The sequence below is a fragment of the Lentzea sp. NPDC005914 genome, assembly GCF_040629405.1.
GTDB lineage: Bacteria > Actinomycetota > Actinomycetes > Mycobacteriales > Pseudonocardiaceae > Lentzea.
On record NZ_JBEXVQ010000010.1, the window covers coordinates 205,091 to 219,979 of the forward strand.

At 68.2% G+C, this 14,889-nt stretch carries 12 protein-coding genes and 1 tRNA gene; 5 read left to right on the forward strand and 8 right to left on the reverse strand.

Translation table 11 applies throughout. The features are described from left to right. Nucleotides 1-10 precede the first annotated feature (10 nt). From bcp to ABZ345_RS17285, 4 genes are all read right to left on the reverse strand, one after another. Nucleotides 11-478, reverse strand: coding sequence for a thioredoxin-dependent thiol peroxidase (gene bcp / locus ABZ345_RS17270; RefSeq protein ID WP_359848948.1), 468 nt, complete (start codon nucleotides 476-478; stop codon nucleotides 11-13). A 173-nt stretch (nucleotides 479-651) separates the two neighbouring features. Further along, nucleotides 652-1,179 (reverse strand): hypothetical protein, encoded by a 528-nt coding sequence (locus tag ABZ345_RS17275; RefSeq protein WP_359848951.1) that lies wholly within the window; start codon nucleotides 1,177-1,179, stop codon nucleotides 652-654. A 337-nt stretch (nucleotides 1,180-1,516) separates the two neighbouring features. After that, nucleotides 1,517-2,545, reverse strand: a complete 1,029-nt coding sequence (locus ABZ345_RS17280; RefSeq protein ID WP_359848954.1) for an LLM class flavin-dependent oxidoreductase — start codon at nucleotides 2,543-2,545, stop codon at nucleotides 1,517-1,519. Between the two features lie 7 nt (nucleotides 2,546-2,552). Further along, a complete protein-coding gene (locus ABZ345_RS17285) occupies nucleotides 2,553-2,708 on the reverse strand; it encodes a hypothetical protein (RefSeq protein ID WP_359848957.1) in 156 nt (51 codons plus the stop codon). Nucleotides 2,709-2,782: 74 nt separating this feature from the next. Between ABZ345_RS17285 and ABZ345_RS17290 the strand changes: the two genes are divergently transcribed. Then, nucleotides 2,783-3,844, forward strand: coding sequence for an NAD(P)-binding domain-containing protein (locus ABZ345_RS17290; RefSeq protein WP_359848960.1), 1,062 nt, complete (start codon nucleotides 2,783-2,785; stop codon nucleotides 3,842-3,844). On the opposite strand, the gene ABZ345_RS17295 is transcribed toward ABZ345_RS17290, so the two are convergent. After that, on the reverse strand, nucleotides 3,777-4,418 hold the full coding sequence (locus ABZ345_RS17295; protein WP_359848963.1) for a DedA family protein: 642 nt from the start codon (nucleotides 4,416-4,418) through the stop codon (nucleotides 3,777-3,779). The two genes, ABZ345_RS17290 and ABZ345_RS17295, sit on opposite strands and share 68 nt — an antisense overlap. A gap of 95 nt (nucleotides 4,419-4,513) precedes the next feature. Continuing rightward, nucleotides 4,514-7,135 carry a glycoside hydrolase family 97 catalytic domain-containing protein gene (locus tag ABZ345_RS17300; RefSeq protein WP_359848966.1) on the reverse strand — a complete coding sequence of 874 codons (2,622 nt, stop codon included), beginning with the start codon at nucleotides 7,133-7,135 and terminating at the stop codon, nucleotides 4,514-4,516. 128 nt (nucleotides 7,136-7,263) lie between these two features. Here ABZ345_RS17300 and ABZ345_RS17305 point away from each other — a divergent pair, with 128 nt between their 5' ends. Beyond that, nucleotides 7,264-9,579, forward strand: a complete 2,316-nt coding sequence (locus tag ABZ345_RS17305; RefSeq protein ID WP_359848969.1) for a LuxR C-terminal-related transcriptional regulator — start codon at nucleotides 7,264-7,266, stop codon at nucleotides 9,577-9,579. 43 nt (nucleotides 9,580-9,622) lie between these two features. On the opposite strand, the gene ABZ345_RS17310 is transcribed toward ABZ345_RS17305, so the two are convergent. Continuing rightward, nucleotides 9,623-9,696: transfer RNA gene (locus ABZ345_RS17310), tRNA-Leu, on the reverse strand. 109 nt (nucleotides 9,697-9,805) lie between these two features. On the opposite strand from ABZ345_RS17310, the gene ABZ345_RS17315 reads away from it, so the two are divergent. Continuing rightward, nucleotides 9,806-10,027 (forward strand): DUF3618 domain-containing protein, encoded by a 222-nt coding sequence (locus ABZ345_RS17315; RefSeq protein WP_030469566.1) that lies wholly within the window; start codon nucleotides 9,806-9,808, stop codon nucleotides 10,025-10,027. Here the strand turns inward: ABZ345_RS17315 and ABZ345_RS17320 are convergent. Next, complete coding sequence (locus ABZ345_RS17320; protein WP_359848973.1) at nucleotides 10,024-10,638, reverse strand: TetR/AcrR family transcriptional regulator; 615 nt, start codon at nucleotides 10,636-10,638, stop codon at nucleotides 10,024-10,026. The two genes, ABZ345_RS17315 and ABZ345_RS17320, sit on opposite strands and share 4 nt — an antisense overlap. Nucleotides 10,639-11,004: 366 nt before the next feature. Between ABZ345_RS17320 and ABZ345_RS17325 the strand changes: the two genes are divergently transcribed. After that, nucleotides 11,005-13,176 carry a Tat pathway signal sequence domain protein gene (locus tag ABZ345_RS17325; protein ID WP_359848976.1) on the forward strand — a complete coding sequence of 724 codons (2,172 nt, stop codon included), beginning with the start codon at nucleotides 11,005-11,007 and terminating at the stop codon, nucleotides 13,174-13,176. A 29-nt stretch (nucleotides 13,177-13,205) separates the two neighbouring features. Beyond that, on the forward strand, nucleotides 13,206-14,846 hold the full coding sequence (locus ABZ345_RS17330; protein ID WP_359848979.1) for an NPCBM/NEW2 domain-containing protein: 1,641 nt from the start codon (nucleotides 13,206-13,208) through the stop codon (nucleotides 14,844-14,846). The last annotated feature ends 43 nt before the right edge of the window (nucleotides 14,847-14,889 follow it).

Sequence of the window (14,889 nt, forward strand, 5' to 3'; positions counted from 1 at the left end):
AGGTGGAAAATCAGGCGGGCAGTTCGCGCAGGAGCTTGGCCACGTGGCCGGTGGCGCGGACGTTGTACATGGCCTTGACGATCTTGCCGTCGGGGCCGACGAGGAACGTCGAGCGGATCACGCCCTGGACGGTGCGGCCGTAGTTCTGCTTTTCGCCGAACGCGCCCCACTCGGTCAGGACCTTCTTGTCCGGGTCGCCGAGCAGCGGGAACGTGAGGCCTTCGGAGTCGCGGAACTTGGCCAGCTTCTCCTGCTTGTCGGGCGAGATGCCGACGACCTCGTAGCCGGAGTCGGCCAGGACGCCGAGGTTGTCGCGGAAGTCGCAGGCCTGCTTGGTGCAGCCCGGCGTGCTGGCTGCCGGGTAGAAGTACACGACGACGGACTTGCCGAGGTAGTCGGACAGGGACACCGGCTTGCCCTCGCTGTCGGGCAGCGTGAACGCGGGCGCGGTGTCTCCAGGTTCGAGACGACTGGTCATGCCGAAGAGACTAGGCCGTGTCCTGCAAGTCTCGTCCGCGACAGTCGCGGCCGAGGGGCCCGGAGACGGCACCGCCGAAGCACCCGAATACGCCCGGTATGAGGCCGCTTCGGCGGCACCGTCTCCGGGCCTCTCGACCGTGACTCTCATCGAACGGACTTGCCGGACGCGACCTAGGCCTGGCCTTCGAAAACGGTGGCGGCGTCCTGGCCCTGGCCACCCGGCTGGATGGTCAGCCGCATCTGCACCGGCAGTTCGGAGACGGCGAACGCCACCTGGACCTGGGTGTCGCGACCCGGCGGGAGCTCCGCCACGGCGCCGGCGAGGCCGTTGAGGCCCTGGACCGAGTCGACCAGTTCGGCGGCCGGGGAGTCGTCGGACGTGGCGCGCACGGTGAGCTGGGACGGGCGGTAGGAGGCCTTGGAGCCGTTGTAGACGGTGATCGTGAAGACCGCGGTGCGCTTGGCGGGCGGGATGGCCGTCGGGGACGGCGCGAGCGAGCGTGGAGCGGACACCACGACGGACAGACCGGAGGCCCACACGCGCTGGGTGCCGAAGGCGGCGGCACCAGACGCGCTGGGCGTCTCGGCTCGCTGTTCGACTGTCAGGTTCTCGTTCGGGGTGACGGCGACGCTGGGGCCCGCACATCCCGCCACGGCCAGCAGGAGGCAGAGGCCCGCGGCCGATTTGGCGAACTTCACGAACTCCCCTTTCCCACCCCGGCGGTGGGTGTCGACGACTCACGTCAACTGTGACGGTGCCGAAGGGGTGGCGGGGACCGAAAGAGGGCCTTGAGGCAGACCTGGTGCCGGGCCGTGGCCGTCTCGTGATGGGCGACGTGGGCGGCGCCACACAGTGCGCCTGCCCCACGTCGTCCTGCGGCGGCGGCCGCTTGGTGAAGCTAGGGAGCGCGTCGGGGGGCGTGCGCGCTCACACCGATCATCGCCCACCGTGTGTCTGGCGCTACAAGCGGAGCCGTTTATCACCCGTTCAGACCAGCGTCAGTCGTACGAAACGTGAAGGTCACGCCTGGCCGACTCACGTATGTGCGGCTGAACGGCCCATCGACGGCGTCCGTTCGGCCACTTCGCTGAGCAGTTCGAACGAACGGAGACGGTCTTCGTGCCCGTGCACGATCGTCGTCACCATCAGCTCGTCGGCGGCCGTCGACTCCATCAACTCGTCGAGCCCGGCGCGGACCGTTGAGGGGGACCCGATGATCTGGGTGGACATGCGGTCCTCGATCACCAGCTCGTCGATCTCGGTGTACGGGTAGGCCGCGGCCTCCTCGGGCGTGGACAGCGGCGCCGGACGGCCTTGACGCAGCCGCACGAACGACAGCGCACCCGGACCGGCGATGTACCGCGCGTGCTCGTCGGTGTCCGCGACGACCACCGACGCGCACACCATCGCGTACGGCTCGGAGAGCACCTCGGACGGACGGAAGTGCCGCCGGTACAGCTCCAGGGCCGGCAGCGTGTTCTGGGCGCTGAAGTGGTGGGCGAACGCGAACGGCAGCCCGAGCAGGCCCGCGGCCTGCGCGCTGTAGCCGGAGGAGCCGAGCAGCCAGATCGGCGGCTTGTTGCCCGCGGCGGGCACAGCGTTGAGCTCCGCGGTGCCCTCGAAGTACTTGATGAGCTCGGTCAGCTCCTGCGGGAAGTTCTCCGCCGAGAGCCCCGCCTCGGTGCGCCGCAACGCCCGTGCCGTCTTCTGGTCGGTGCCGGGCGCGCGGCCGATGCCGAGGTCGATGCGGCCGGGGTGCAGCGCTTCGAGCATGCCGAACTGCTCCGCGACGACGAGCGGCGGGTGGTTCGGCAACATCACGCCGCCGGAGCCGACGCGGATGGTCGACGTGGCGGACGCGATGTGCTCGATCAGCACGGCGGGCACCGAGGACGCGATGCCCGGCATGTTGTGGTGCTCGGCGAACCAGTAGCGGTGGTAGCCGAGCCGTTCGGCCTGCTGAGCGAGCTCGCGAGAGTTCCGCAGTGCGGTCGTGGCGTCCGAACCCGACGTGATCGGAGCGAGGTCGAGAACAGACAGAGGAATCTCACGAAGACGGCTCATGCATCGATCAACACCGATGCTTGGCGACTTCTTCCGTGAGCCGGGTAACTCGTTTCGCGGCCTGGTCATAGGTCGTGCCCTGGGGGTGCGGCGTCAGCACCGCGACGATGGTGAAGAAGCACGTCCCGGACGTGTGCGTGGCCGGCGTCAGGAGTAGACGCACGCCATCGGAAGCTGGTGGCTGGCACGACCGCGTGCGTGGTGATTCGTGGATCACACCCGGAGACGGACCGAGCCGTGTTCGTCGTTGACCGTGGTGTGACGGATGTGGTGGTGATCGGCGCGGGGCAGGCGGGCCTGTCCGCTTCGTACTTCCTGCGGCGGCGGGACGTCGACCACGTCGTGCTGGACGCGAACGACGCTCCCGGCGGCGCGTGGCTGCACCGCTGGCCTTCGTTGCGGATGCGGACCGTGCACGGCATCCACGAACTGCCCGGCATGCCGTTCGAGCAGCCCTCGCCGGACGAGCGCGCCAACGAGGCCATCCCCGACTACTTCGCCCGCTACGAACAGCTCTTCGAGCTGCCGGTGGTCCGGCCGGTGAACGTCACGCAGGTCTTGAACGACGGCGAGCTGCTCAAGGTCGAGACCACGAACGGTGTCTGGGCCACGCGCGGCCTGATCAACGCGACCGGCACGTGGCGCCGCCCGTTCTGGCCGTACTACCCCGGCCAGGAGACGTTCCGCGGCCGTCAGCTGCACACCGCCGACTACCAGGGGCCCGAGGAGTTCGCGGGTAAGCGGGTCGTGGTGGTCGGCGGGGGTGCTTCGGCTACGCAACTGCTCATGGAACTTGCTCCTTTCGCTGCGGAGACCCGGTGGGTCACGCGGCACGAACCGGTGTGGCGGGAAGGCCCGTTCACCGAGGACTACGGCCGCTGGGTCGTCGGGATGGTCGACGAACGCGTCCGCAAGGGACTGATCCCGCGCAGCGTCGTCAGCGTGACCGGGCTGGCGCTGAACGACCAGACGCGGGCCGCGATCAGCGATGGCGTGCTGGACCGCAAGCCGATGTTCGACCGCATCACGCCGACCGGCGTCGCGTGGGGGTCAGAGCACTTCGACGCCGACATCATCCTGTGGGCCACGGGATTCCGGCACGACCTCGACCACCTCGCGCCGTTGCACCTGCGTGCGGCTGGCGGCGGTATCCAGGTCGACGGAACCCGCGTCGTCTCGGATCCGCGCATCCACCTCGTCGGATACGGACCGTCCGCGAGCACGATCGGGGCTAACCGAGCTGGTCGGAGTGCTGTTCGCGAGCTGATGAGGCACCTCGACGCCCAGAAAGTCGCGTGACCACGAAGATCACGAGCGCGACGACTGCCAGCCCGAGCACGACCTTCGAGCCGATGCCGACGTACTGCTCGACCAGGTGCCAGTTGTCGCCCAGCAGGTAGCCCGCGAGGATCAACGCCGTGTTCCACAACAGGCTGCCGGCCGCGGTGTAGGCGAGGAACGGGGCTAATCGCATGCGCTCGATGCCGGCCGGGATCGAGATCAGGCTGCGGAACACCGGGATCATGCGACCGAAGAAGACGGCGCGGTAGCCGTTGCGCAGGAACCAGGACTCGGTCTTGTCCACATCGGACACTCGGACCAGTGGCATGCGCGAGGCGATGCGGCGCACCCGATCGCGGCCCAGCAGAGCGCCGATCCAGTACAGGACAAGGGCTCCGGCCACCGAACCGAACGTGGTCCACAGGATCGCGTCGAACAACGACATCTTGCCCTGGGCCGCCGTAAAACCGGCCAGGGGCAGGAAGACCTCGCTCGGCAGCGGCGGGAACAGGTTCTCCAGCGCGACCGCGAAAGCCGCTCCGGGTGCGCCGGCCGTCTGCATCAGGTCGGTGACCCAGTCGACCAAGTTCATGCGGTCCAACTTACGGATCGGAACCTGAGAGGACATTGGGGTTGTCCGCAGAGTCGGGGTGGGGGAAACCGCACCCCGAACCCTGCGGAAAATCGCTAGGCGCAGCGAATCCTTGCGTCGCCCCAAGAAGCGTGGTCGTTCTGGTTGCCGTCACCGCCGTCGAGAACGCGCAGGGTGAGTGTGCTCACGCCGGTCACGTCCACGGCCAGGTCGCGGACAGGGGTGCGCACGCCGAGCACACCGGTGTCGGCCAGCACTACGCCGTCACCGATCACCTGGAACGACACCGTGCCGCCGACCTTCTGGCGAGCAACGTCCAGACCGGCTTCGTCGTCGACACCGACCGAAGCCGCGAAGGCGGTGCACCCCGAGTCCAGCTTGTAGGTGATCTCGGACGACGCGTGCGTGCCGAGTCCCTTGCCGAACGTCGTGCGGCGGATGGCGATGCCACGACCGTCACCGGCAGCGGCGTTGCCGTTGGTGATGTCCTTCTCGACCGGACCGTCACCGCCGGAAGCGGACACCCACGGCCGGTCCGACACGTATGACCACCCGTCGGACAACGGCTTCACCAGATGCACGCGGGCGGTCTTCTCGGACTCCACGCCGCCGTTGAACGACGCCACGACCGGGATGTCGAAGTAGCCGTGGGACGTGGGCTGCGCGGGTGGCACGACGGTCCACGAGCCGGACAGCGCCTGCCCGGGCCGCAAGAAACGAGCCTTCACCGGCTCGCCCTGCACAGACCAGCCGGCCGGTACGCGCGGAGCCAGCGTCACCCCGCGCACGTCCTGCTTCGTGGTGAAGAGCCCGGTCACCTTGAAGCCGTTCGACGCGGTGGAAACCGAGGTCGAAGGCACCGTGGAAACCGGCCGCTCACAGGTCCGAGACCCTGCACGGCAGGCGATGGCGGCAAAACCACCGTTGGCCGCCACGTCCAGCGTCAGCACGTCCCCGGAACGCACGGTCCGAGACTCGCGCACGAGACCCGCCGGGCCATCGCGGGTGATCTCGACCAGCCAGCGCCCGGAAGGCAGCGAGAACGGCACCTGGACCGTCCGCGCGGCACCGGAGTAGCCGCCGCCGACGAACCACCGGTCACCAGAACGACGCGCGAACACCGAGTGGTCACCAGGACGGCCGGACAGCAACCGGGTCTCGTCCCACGCGGTGGGCACCTGGTCGATGAACCGCTCGGCTGCCGGCCGCGCCGCGTAGTCCTCGGGCTTCCCCGCCAGGTTCGCGAGGCCCGACTCGTAGATCACGGTCAACGCCAGTTCGTGCGCGTCGGACGTGACGCGCGAAGGACGGTGCCAAGCCAACGGCGTATAGTCCATGCCACCGACGACATTGCGCGTGAACGGCAGCGAAGTCATGTGCGTCCCGGTGAGACCTGAGGACTTCTCGCCACCGTGCACGGCTTCCATCGTCATGACCTGCGGCCACGTGCGCTGCAGGCCGTGCGGGATCGTCGAGCCGTGGAAGTTCACCAGCAGATGGTGAGCAGCGGTCTCCGCGAGAATCCGGTCGTACCAGCGGTACCGGTCCTGGCCGTCGGAGTCCATGAAGTCGATCTTCACGCCCGCGATGCCCCACTTCTCGAACAACGCCAGGCGGGAAGCGCTCTCAGCAGGCGTGTCGAGCTCGTCGTAGTGGATCCACAGATGGATCTTCACGCCCCGTGCGGCGGCATACGACACCAACGAGGGAATCCACGAGGTCTGCTCCCAGGTGGGGTCGTAGTCCCAGTTCGGATCGAAGTACCACCCGGCGTCGACCAGCGCGTACGGCCAGCCGTGCTGCGCCGCGTAGTCCACGTACTGCTTCTGCATCGCGAGGCTCTGGCCCGCCTCGCGGCCACCGGCGAGCCAGCTCCAGAACACCTTGCCCGGCTCGATCCACGACGTGTCGCGCACACGGGACGCGGGCGCCAGGTCGTCCACGAGGGTCGACGTGGTCACGTCCGCGAGAGAGCCGACGATGGCGGTGCGCCACTGCGACTGCCACGGCCCGTCGACGAGCACCTTCTCGTCCCAGTACTTGATCGAGTAGACGCCGGAGCCGGCGGTGTGCACGAGATGGGCACCCGAGTGGCGACCGTCCACAGAGGACTCGGTGAGCAGCGAGTAGACGCCCTGGGTCTCGAAGAGCGCCGGGTGCAGGTACTCCGCGGACTCGGCGGAGGCCGCGTTGGTCTGCACGAACGGGTTTTCGTAGTCGCGCCGGTACTTCGCGATCCACGCCGTCGCGGCGGAAGGCACCACGAACGCCGACGTCTCGCGCAGCACGTTGCCCAGCCCGGCCGGCAGCTCGTACCGGTACGCGACGCCGTCCGCGGCGGTCCGCACGACCAGATCCAGCTTGGCCGCGCCTTCGAACGAGTAGCGCTCTTCCTTGTGCGACACCGTGCGCTGCCGCTGCTTGCCAGAAGACGCGGTGTAGTGCTCGAACACGCGTCGCTCGGTTCGGCCCAGTAGCCGAAGGCCACGGGAAAGATCCGCTCTTTCCGTCACCACGCCCAGTGGGCTGGGCTCCAGCACGGTGGTGCCGCCACGGGTCACGGACAGCGTCGGCACGCCGTCCGACAGCTGCACGACAGCCTTCGGCCAGATGCCCGTTGCTGCTGGTTCTGCTGCTGACACAGGGGTTGTGACACTCGCTGTCAGCACGATGACCAGTGCTCCTGCCGCGCGCCATCGCACGGGGGTCACTCGCATGTCCAGTCCTCCCAGAACCTCGGTCGCGGCGGCGACAGATCCGATGTATACGCGTTGATGGGCCATTGGTCCACAACGTGGCCGGAAAGGCCTTTCCGCCCAGTAACCGGGTGACTACGATGCGTTCGATGGCCGAACAGGTGGGGACGTGTGCGACCTGCGGCGCCGCGACCGCCACCTCCCGGCGCAGACACGCGCGGTACTGCTCGAACGCCTGCCGTCAGCGGGCTTACCGGCAACGTGCGAACGAGCCGGTCACGGCACTGGACAGCTTCATCGGCCGGGCCGACGAGCTCGACCGCCTCACCGCGTTCGCCCACGCCCGCGTGCTCACGCTCGTCGGCCCGGCCGGGGTCGGGAAGACCAGGCTGGCCAAGGAGTTCACCGGCGGTCAGGCCGAATGGGTCGAGCTCTCCTCGGTTTCCGGTCAGGTCGTGCGGGCGTGCGCGACGGCGCTGGGCATCGGCGAGGTCATCCGCGAACCCGTGCTGAGCACCCTGGTGCACGCGCTGGCGGGCCGGACGATGGTGCTGGTGCTGGACAACTGCGAGCACGTCGCCGCGGAGTGCGCGGCGATGCTGGAGCCGCTTCTGCTCGGCTGCCCCGGGATCAGGGTCATCGCGACGAGCCGCGAGCCGCTGCGGGTGCCGGGCGAGATGCTGTTCGCGGTGCAGCCGTTGCCGATCTCGTGCGCGGTGGAGCTGTTCGCCGACCGAGCGCGGGCCAACCAGCTCGGTCTGAAGATCGACGACCAGGCGGCTTTGTCCACGTTGTGCGCCCGCCTCGACCGTCTCCCGCTGGCCATCGAGCTCGCCGCCCGTCTCGTCACGGTGCTGCCGGTGGCGGAACTGCTGGCACGCCTGGACGACCGGCTGGAGCTGCTCAACCGCGGCAACCGCACGGCCGCCGAACGTCACCAGAGCCTGCGCGCCGCGATCGAGTGGAGCTACGACCACCTCGGCGCCGACGAGCAGCACGTGTTCCGGTGCCTCTCGCTGTTCCCCGGCGGCTTCGGGCTCGACGTCGCGGTGGCGGCCTGCGACCTGCCTGCGGACCGGGTGCTGGCGCTGCTGTCCGCGCTCGTGGCCAAGTCCCTGCTGACCTTCGGCGGGGCCGGCCGGTTCGAGCAGCTGGAGTCGGTTCGGTTGTACGGCAGGGAAAAACTCGCCGAACAGTCGGAAACCGTGATCGCCGGGGTCGCGCGCTGGTTCGCCGGACGCTGGCCGCGGTTCACCTCCGCGGTCTTCACGACACCCGAGGTCGTCGACCCGTTGATCACCGAGTGCGGCAACCTGCAGTGCGTCGTCGACTGGGCCGAGCGCACCGGGGATCCGAGCTACCTGCAGCTCGCCACGATGCTGTCCGCCGCGTGGCGCGACCAGGGCCATTTCTCGCAGGGACGGTCGCTGCTCGACACGGCGGTCCGCAAGGCGAACGCGGACCCGGCGGTGCGCGGCCTCGCCTTGTGCCACCTGGCGTATCTCGCCGGCACCGAGTCCAGCGACGGCATGCGGTGGGCCGAGGAGGCGGTGACGCTCGGCCGCGAACTGGGCGAGCCCGTGCTGCTCGCTCAGGCCCTCAACGCGCTGGCCGGAGAGCACGTCCGGGCCGATCGCAACGGTGAGGCCCGCAAGTACTACGAGGAGGCCGTCGCCCTGCTCGCGCCGACCGCCGACCCGCTGGACCTCGCGATCATCGAGCACAACATGGCGTGGGCGGCCATGTGCGCGGGCGACCTGGAGTTCGCCGACGGACTGATCGCCGACGTTCTGCCCGTGTACCGGCGACTGGCCTCACCGCGCAGGCTGTCCGTCTTCCTGCACACGGTCGGTTTGCGCGCGCTGCAACGCGATGAGCTCGCAGTCGCCACCGAGTCATTCCTCGAGTCACTGCGCTCGTGGTACACGGGGTTCTGGGTCGCGGACGTGCTGGAGGGGCTGGGCCTGATCGCGTACCGGCGTGGTGATCCGAAACGGGCCTTGAGGCTCGTGGGTGCCGCGTCGTGTCTGAGGGAGGGCGCGTTCGCGGCGGACCTGGTCTGGCACGCGCACGTCATCGAGGTCGTGCGGGCGTCACGGGTGGCGTTGCGCGGCGCGGACACCTGCCTCGCCGAGGGACGCGAGATGACCCGCGAGCAGGCCGTGGCGTACGCGTTGGAGGACCGGATTGAGCCGCCCGAACTCAGCGAACGCGAGCAGCAGGTCGTGGCGCTCGTGGCGGCCGGGCAGACCAACGCGGGCATTGGTGCTGAGCTGCGGATTTCGCAACGGATGGTCGAGACGCACCTGCAGCGCGTGCGGCAGAAGCTGGACCTCACCACGCGGACGCAGATCGCCGACTGGGCGACTGACTCGCTAAACGCGCGGACGAGCACCGGGGGTCCGGGGGCGAAGCCCGCCGGGTGGGGTCTGGGGGCTTCGCCCCCAGAAAACACGGCGAGATGACCTGGTGAGCGGGCTCCGCGAGCACAGTTCGCCCATCATCGAGTGAGGTCGGGGGGACTCGAACCCCCACTGGCTGGGACCTAAACCCAGTGCCTCTGCCAATTGGGCTACGACCCCTCACGTGGAAGCCTATAGGCCGCTCATGTACTCGCTCTCTCGGGTCGCTCGAAGCAGCGTCACTGATCGTCCACTACGGTGAACGCCAGAACCGCTGCTAGGAGGACATGTGGCTCGCGATCCCGACACCATCCAGCGCGAGATCGAACAGGCTCGCACCGCGCTGGCCGCCACCCTGGACGAGCTCAGCGAGCGGGCGAACCCGCAGAAGCTCGTCGAGCAGGGCAAGTCGTCCGTGCTCGACGTGCTGAGCCAGCCCAAGGTCAAGTACACGCTGATCGCGGTCGGCGCCGTCGTGGGCTTCGCGCTGGTCCGCAAGCTCTTCCGTTAAGGGACTCGCACCAACGGTAAGAGGACCTGCTCGACGACCTTCTCCACGAACGGCTCGTCGAGCGGGTCACCGGTGAGCATCAGCCGGTAGATCAGCGCCGCGCCCGCGATCTCGACGGCCATGCCGCGCGGGGCGTCGGCCCTGAGCTCGCCCCGTTCGGCCGCGCGGTCCAGGATTCCGCGCAGGACGTCGCGCTGCGAGATCAGGAACGTCTCCCGGAACGCCGCGGCCAGCTCGGGTTCGTGCGGCAGTTCGCCGACGAGTGCCTGGGCGGCCTTGCCGATCGGTCCTGACAGGAACGCGGCGAACGACGAGAGGAACTCGCGCAGGTCGCCGGCCAGTGAGCCGGTGTCCGGTGCGGCGAGGTTCTGCGTGGCGAGCTGGGTGCACGTGTCGATCACGAGATCGAGCTTGGACTCCCACCGCCGGTAGATCGTGGCTTTGCCCGCCCTCGCGCGCGCTGCCACGGCGTCCATGGTGAGTGCCCGGTATCCGACCTCGGCCATCACCTCGAGCGCTGCCTGACGTAATGCGTCGTCCCGGCTGGCGTCGCGAGGACGGCCCCGCTGGGGGCTCCTGCCCTCGTTGAACGCCGTTGTCGACACGGCCATGCCACCTCCCAATAGCAAGGGCACGGCTCGTGCGACTCTCCCCGCCCCTTTGGCGGGACATCCTAGGCGTCTTGCCCATCTCAGCGGAGCAAGAGCACCCGGTTGTTGCTTCGTGTTGCGTGTAGTTGGCTCTTGCGCGATGTGACCCAGAACTCCTACCTTTCCCGTTGTCTGGACCAGAGATGCTCCGCCGCGCATCCAGGACGGCAGTTGTTGCCATGCGCGGGCGAGGAGCTGGAAATGGTCGTTGACAGGCGGGGTTTCATCGGCGGGAGCACAGCGGCGGTAGCTGCGGGGATGTTCGTGCCGGTCGGGACCGCTGTGGCAAATGAGACGCTTTCCTCGGATGTTTTCGACTGTGATGGCATGTCGGAACGGGACTGGCGCGAGTTCATCGGCCGGCAGGATCTCGTTTGGCAGAAGCCGCCGACCCAGTACGGGCAGGCGCCCTTCCTCGGTGACGGCCGCCTGGGCAGTGTCGTGTACTCCGAGGGCAACACCGTGCGCTTCACCGTGCAGCACGCGGATGTGCAGGACCACCGCACCACCGGGGGCAGCCAGTTCGGCGTGTGCAGACTCCCGGTCGGCAACCTCAAGCTGACCGCGGCGGGCACCGTCACGGCCGTCGACTGGCGGCTGGACCTGTGGAACGCCGAGCTGCGTGGGACCGTGACCACCTCGCTGGGCGTGATCTCGTTCGCAGCCTACGTCCACTCCGAACGTTCGGTGCTGTCGTTGCAGGTCACGCCCACCGGTGACGAGAAGCCGGTGCTGGAGTTCGTGCCGTCCAAGGCCATTCCGCCGCGCGCGGACTTCAACCCGCTCCCGGACGGGTACGTCTTCAACCCCGACCCCGTGACGAAAGCGGACGGCCGCGAGACGCTGGTGACGCAGGCCCTGAATGCGGGCGGTCAGACGGCAACCGCTTTCCGGATCATCACGACCGGACGGATGCAGCGCCTGCTGCTGTCGGTCGCGCACACCTATCCCGAAGCCACCGCCGACCAGATCGTGCTGAAGGCCGTCCGCGAGGCCGCATTGCTCGGCGGGCTGCTGACCCGGTCGCATCGGAAGTGGTGGAACGCCTTCTACCGGAAGAGCTTCCTGTCCTTCGGCGACCAGCGGCTGCAGTCGTTCTACTGGATTCAGCTCTACAAGGTGGCATCCGGATCGCGTGCCGGCAGCCCGGTGATGGCGACGACCGGCCCGTGGCTCGAGAAGACGCCGTGGGCCGCCGCCTGGTGGAACCTCAACGTGCAGTTGGAGTACTGGCTGATCCACGGTTCCGGTCACCTGGAGCTGGACTCGATCACCTCGACGTTGAAGAACAACCAGGAGCAGCTGGTCCGCAACGTCAAGGAGCAGTACCGCAACGACTCCGCGGGCGTCGGCCGCAGCACCGACCGCACCACCTCGAACGCCGGCACGCTCGCCGAGCCCGGTCCGCAGGGCACCGGCGTGAAGGAGCTCGGCAACCTGACGTGGGCGCTGCACAACGTGTGGCTGTCGTACCGGCACAGCATGGACATCCGGATCCTCGCCGACGTCGTGTTCCCGCTGCTGCGCCGGTCGATCAACTACTACCTGCACTTCCTGGCGAAGGGCAACGACGGCAAGCTCCACCTGGACGTCACGACCTCGCCCGAGTACGGCGACGCTCCCGACTGCAACTACGACCTGCAGCTGATCCGGTGGGGCTGCCAGACGCTGATCGACTCCGCGAAGCTGCTGAAGATCAACGATCCGCTGCAGCCGAAGTGGCAGGAGGTGCTGCGGGACCTCGTGCCGTACCCCGTCAACGAGAACGGGTTCATGATCGGCGCGGGCGTGCCGTTCGCGGTGTCGCACCGGCACTTCTCGCACCTGCTCGCGACGTACCCGCTGATGACGGTGAACTGGGAGCAGCCGGAGAACCGCGAGCTGATCGAGAAGTCGTTGCACCACTGGATGTCGCTGGAGCCCGCGCACCGCGGCTACAGCTACTCCGGGTCCGGCTCGATCGCCGCGCGCATGTTCCGCGGCGACGAGGCGTACGGCTACTTCGTGAAGATGTTCGACACCACGAAGCGCTACCCGGTGCTCGAGAACACCATGTACACCGAGGCGGGACCGGTCGTGGAGACGCCGTTGTCCGGTGCGCAGACCATCCACGACTTCGTCTGCCAGAGCTGGGGCGGGGTGGTCCGGGTGTTCCCGGCCGTGCCGTCCGTCTGGCCGGACGTCGTGATCGCCGACCACTCCGCCGAGGGTGGTTTCTCCGTCACCGCGAAGCGAACCGGTGGCAAGACGCAGTTCGTGCTCGTCCGCAGCCGCGCGGGTGAGCCGTTGGTGCTGAGGCACGGAATCGCCGGTCCGGTGTCCGTCGTGACGCCGTCCGGTCACCCCGTCCGGTACCACGACCGCGGCGACGGGACGTTCGAGATCTCGTTGCGCCGTGGGCAGGAAGTCCTGGTGCATCCCAGGGGCCGCCGCCCCGACCTGGCCGTTCGGCCGGTCAGCATCACGACCCCGGGCAAGCCCTGGGGTCTGCCAGCGTGACCCCCTGCTGTTCCCCGAGAGGAATTTCCATGCGCACTCTCGCCCTGGCCGTACTGACCACAATGGTCGGCGCGGTCCTGGTTTCCCCCACCGCACAAGCCTTGCCGGACGGTCTGGCGCTCACCCCGCCGATGGGCTTCAACAACTGGAACACCACCGCCTGCCGCGCGGAGTTCAACGAGGCGATGGTCAAGGGCATCGCCGACATCTTCGTCAACAAGGGGCTCAAGGACGCCGGCTACGAGTACGTCAACATCGACGACTGCTGGGCCGAGAAGACCCGTGACTCGGCCGGCAAGCTCGTGCCGAACAAGACGCGGTTCCCCAACGGCATCAAGGCCGTCGCGGACTACGTGCACTCGAAGGGCCTGAAGTTCGGCATCTACACCTCGGCGGGCACGAAGACCTGCAACAAGGACAACGGTTTTCCCGGCGGCCTGAACCACGAGGAGTCCGACGCACAGCAGTTCGCGTCGTGGGGCGTCGACTACCTGAAGTACGACAACTGCAACAACAGCGGTGTCGACGCCAAGCAGCGCTACCGCAAGATGCGTGACGCGCTGAAGAAGACCGGGCGTCCGATCGTGTTCTCGTTGTGCGAGTGGGGCCAGAACAAGCCGTGGGAGTGGGCCTCCGACACCGGCCACCTGTGGCGCACGACCGGCGACATCAACGACACCTGGCCGCGCACGATGGACATCTACGAGAAGAACGTCGTGCTCGACCAGTACGCCGGTCCGGGCCACTGGAACGACCCCGACATGCTCGAGGTCGGCAACGGCAAGATGTCCGCGACCCAGTACCGCAGCCACTTCTCGCTGTGGGCGGTCATGGCCGCACCGCTGCTCATCGGGTCGGACCTGCGCAAGGTCAGCGCCGACACGTTCACGATCCTGGAGAACAAGGACGTCATCGCGGTCGACCAGGACAAGCTCGGCAAGCAGGGCAAGCGGATCAAGACCACCGGCAAGACCGGCGTCGACGTGATCGTGAAGCCGCTGGCCAACGGCGACAAGGCCGTGGCGCTGTTCAACAAGTCCGGTTCGACGCAGACGATCTCGACCTCCCTGTCCGAGATCGGCATGTCCGGACCGGCGACGTTGAAGGACCTCTGGACCAAGTCCACCCGCACCACGACCGGCGCGATCTCGGCTTCCGTGCCGTCGCTCGCCACGGTGATCTACCGGGTCTCCAAGGGCGACAGCGGCCCGCGCCCGACCCCGCCCGCCGGCACGACCGACCTCTCGGCGTTCGAGGCGACCTCGTCGACCAACGGATGGGGTCCTGTCGAGATCGACAGGTCGGTCGGCAACCAGGCCGCCGGTGACGGCAAGACGCTGACGATCAACGGTGCCACGCACGCCAAGGGCTTCGGCGCGCACGCGGCCTCGACGATCGAGTTCTACCTCGGCCGCAAGTGCTCGTCGCTGACCGTCGACGTCGGCATCGACGACGAGGTGGGCGCGGGGAAGGGATCGGTGGTGTTCCAGGTCTTCGCGGACGACACCAAGGTCGCCGACTCGGGGGCGCTGACCGCGGACAGCCCGGGGAAGAAGCTCACCGCGTCACTCACCGACGCCGAGAACCTGCGGCTGGTGCTGACCGACGGCGGCGACAACATCAACTCCGACCACGGTGACTGGGCGAGCCCGCGCATCACCTGTTCGTAGTGCCTTGTGGACAGCCCGTGACCTCGTGTGACGCAGGTCACGG

Excerpts from the sequence above, each read along its gene's own strand:
- ABZ345_RS17300 (WP_359848966.1), bottom strand. The coding sequence starts at position 7,135 with ATGCGAGTGACCCCCGTGCGATGGCGCGCGGCAGGAGCACTGGTCATC.
- ABZ345_RS17280 (WP_359848954.1), bottom strand. The coding sequence starts at position 2,545 with ATGAGCCGTCTTCGTGAGATTCCTCTGTCTGTTCTCGACCTCGCTCCG.
- ABZ345_RS17320 (WP_359848973.1), bottom strand. The coding sequence starts at position 10,638 with ATGGCCGTGTCGACAACGGCGTTCAACGAGGGCAGGAGCCCCCAGCGG.
- ABZ345_RS17295 (WP_359848963.1), bottom strand. The coding sequence starts at position 4,418 with ATGAACTTGGTCGACTGGGTCACCGACCTGATGCAGACGGCCGGCGCA.
- bcp (WP_359848948.1), bottom strand. The coding sequence starts at position 478 with ATGACCAGTCGTCTCGAACCTGGAGACACCGCGCCCGCGTTCACGCTG.
- ABZ345_RS17325 (WP_359848976.1), top strand. The coding sequence starts at position 11,005 with ATGTCGGAACGGGACTGGCGCGAGTTCATCGGCCGGCAGGATCTCGTT.
- ABZ345_RS17330 (WP_359848979.1), top strand. The coding sequence starts at position 13,206 with ATGCGCACTCTCGCCCTGGCCGTACTGACCACAATGGTCGGCGCGGTC.
- ABZ345_RS17305 (WP_359848969.1), top strand. The coding sequence starts at position 7,264 with ATGGCCGAACAGGTGGGGACGTGTGCGACCTGCGGCGCCGCGACCGCC.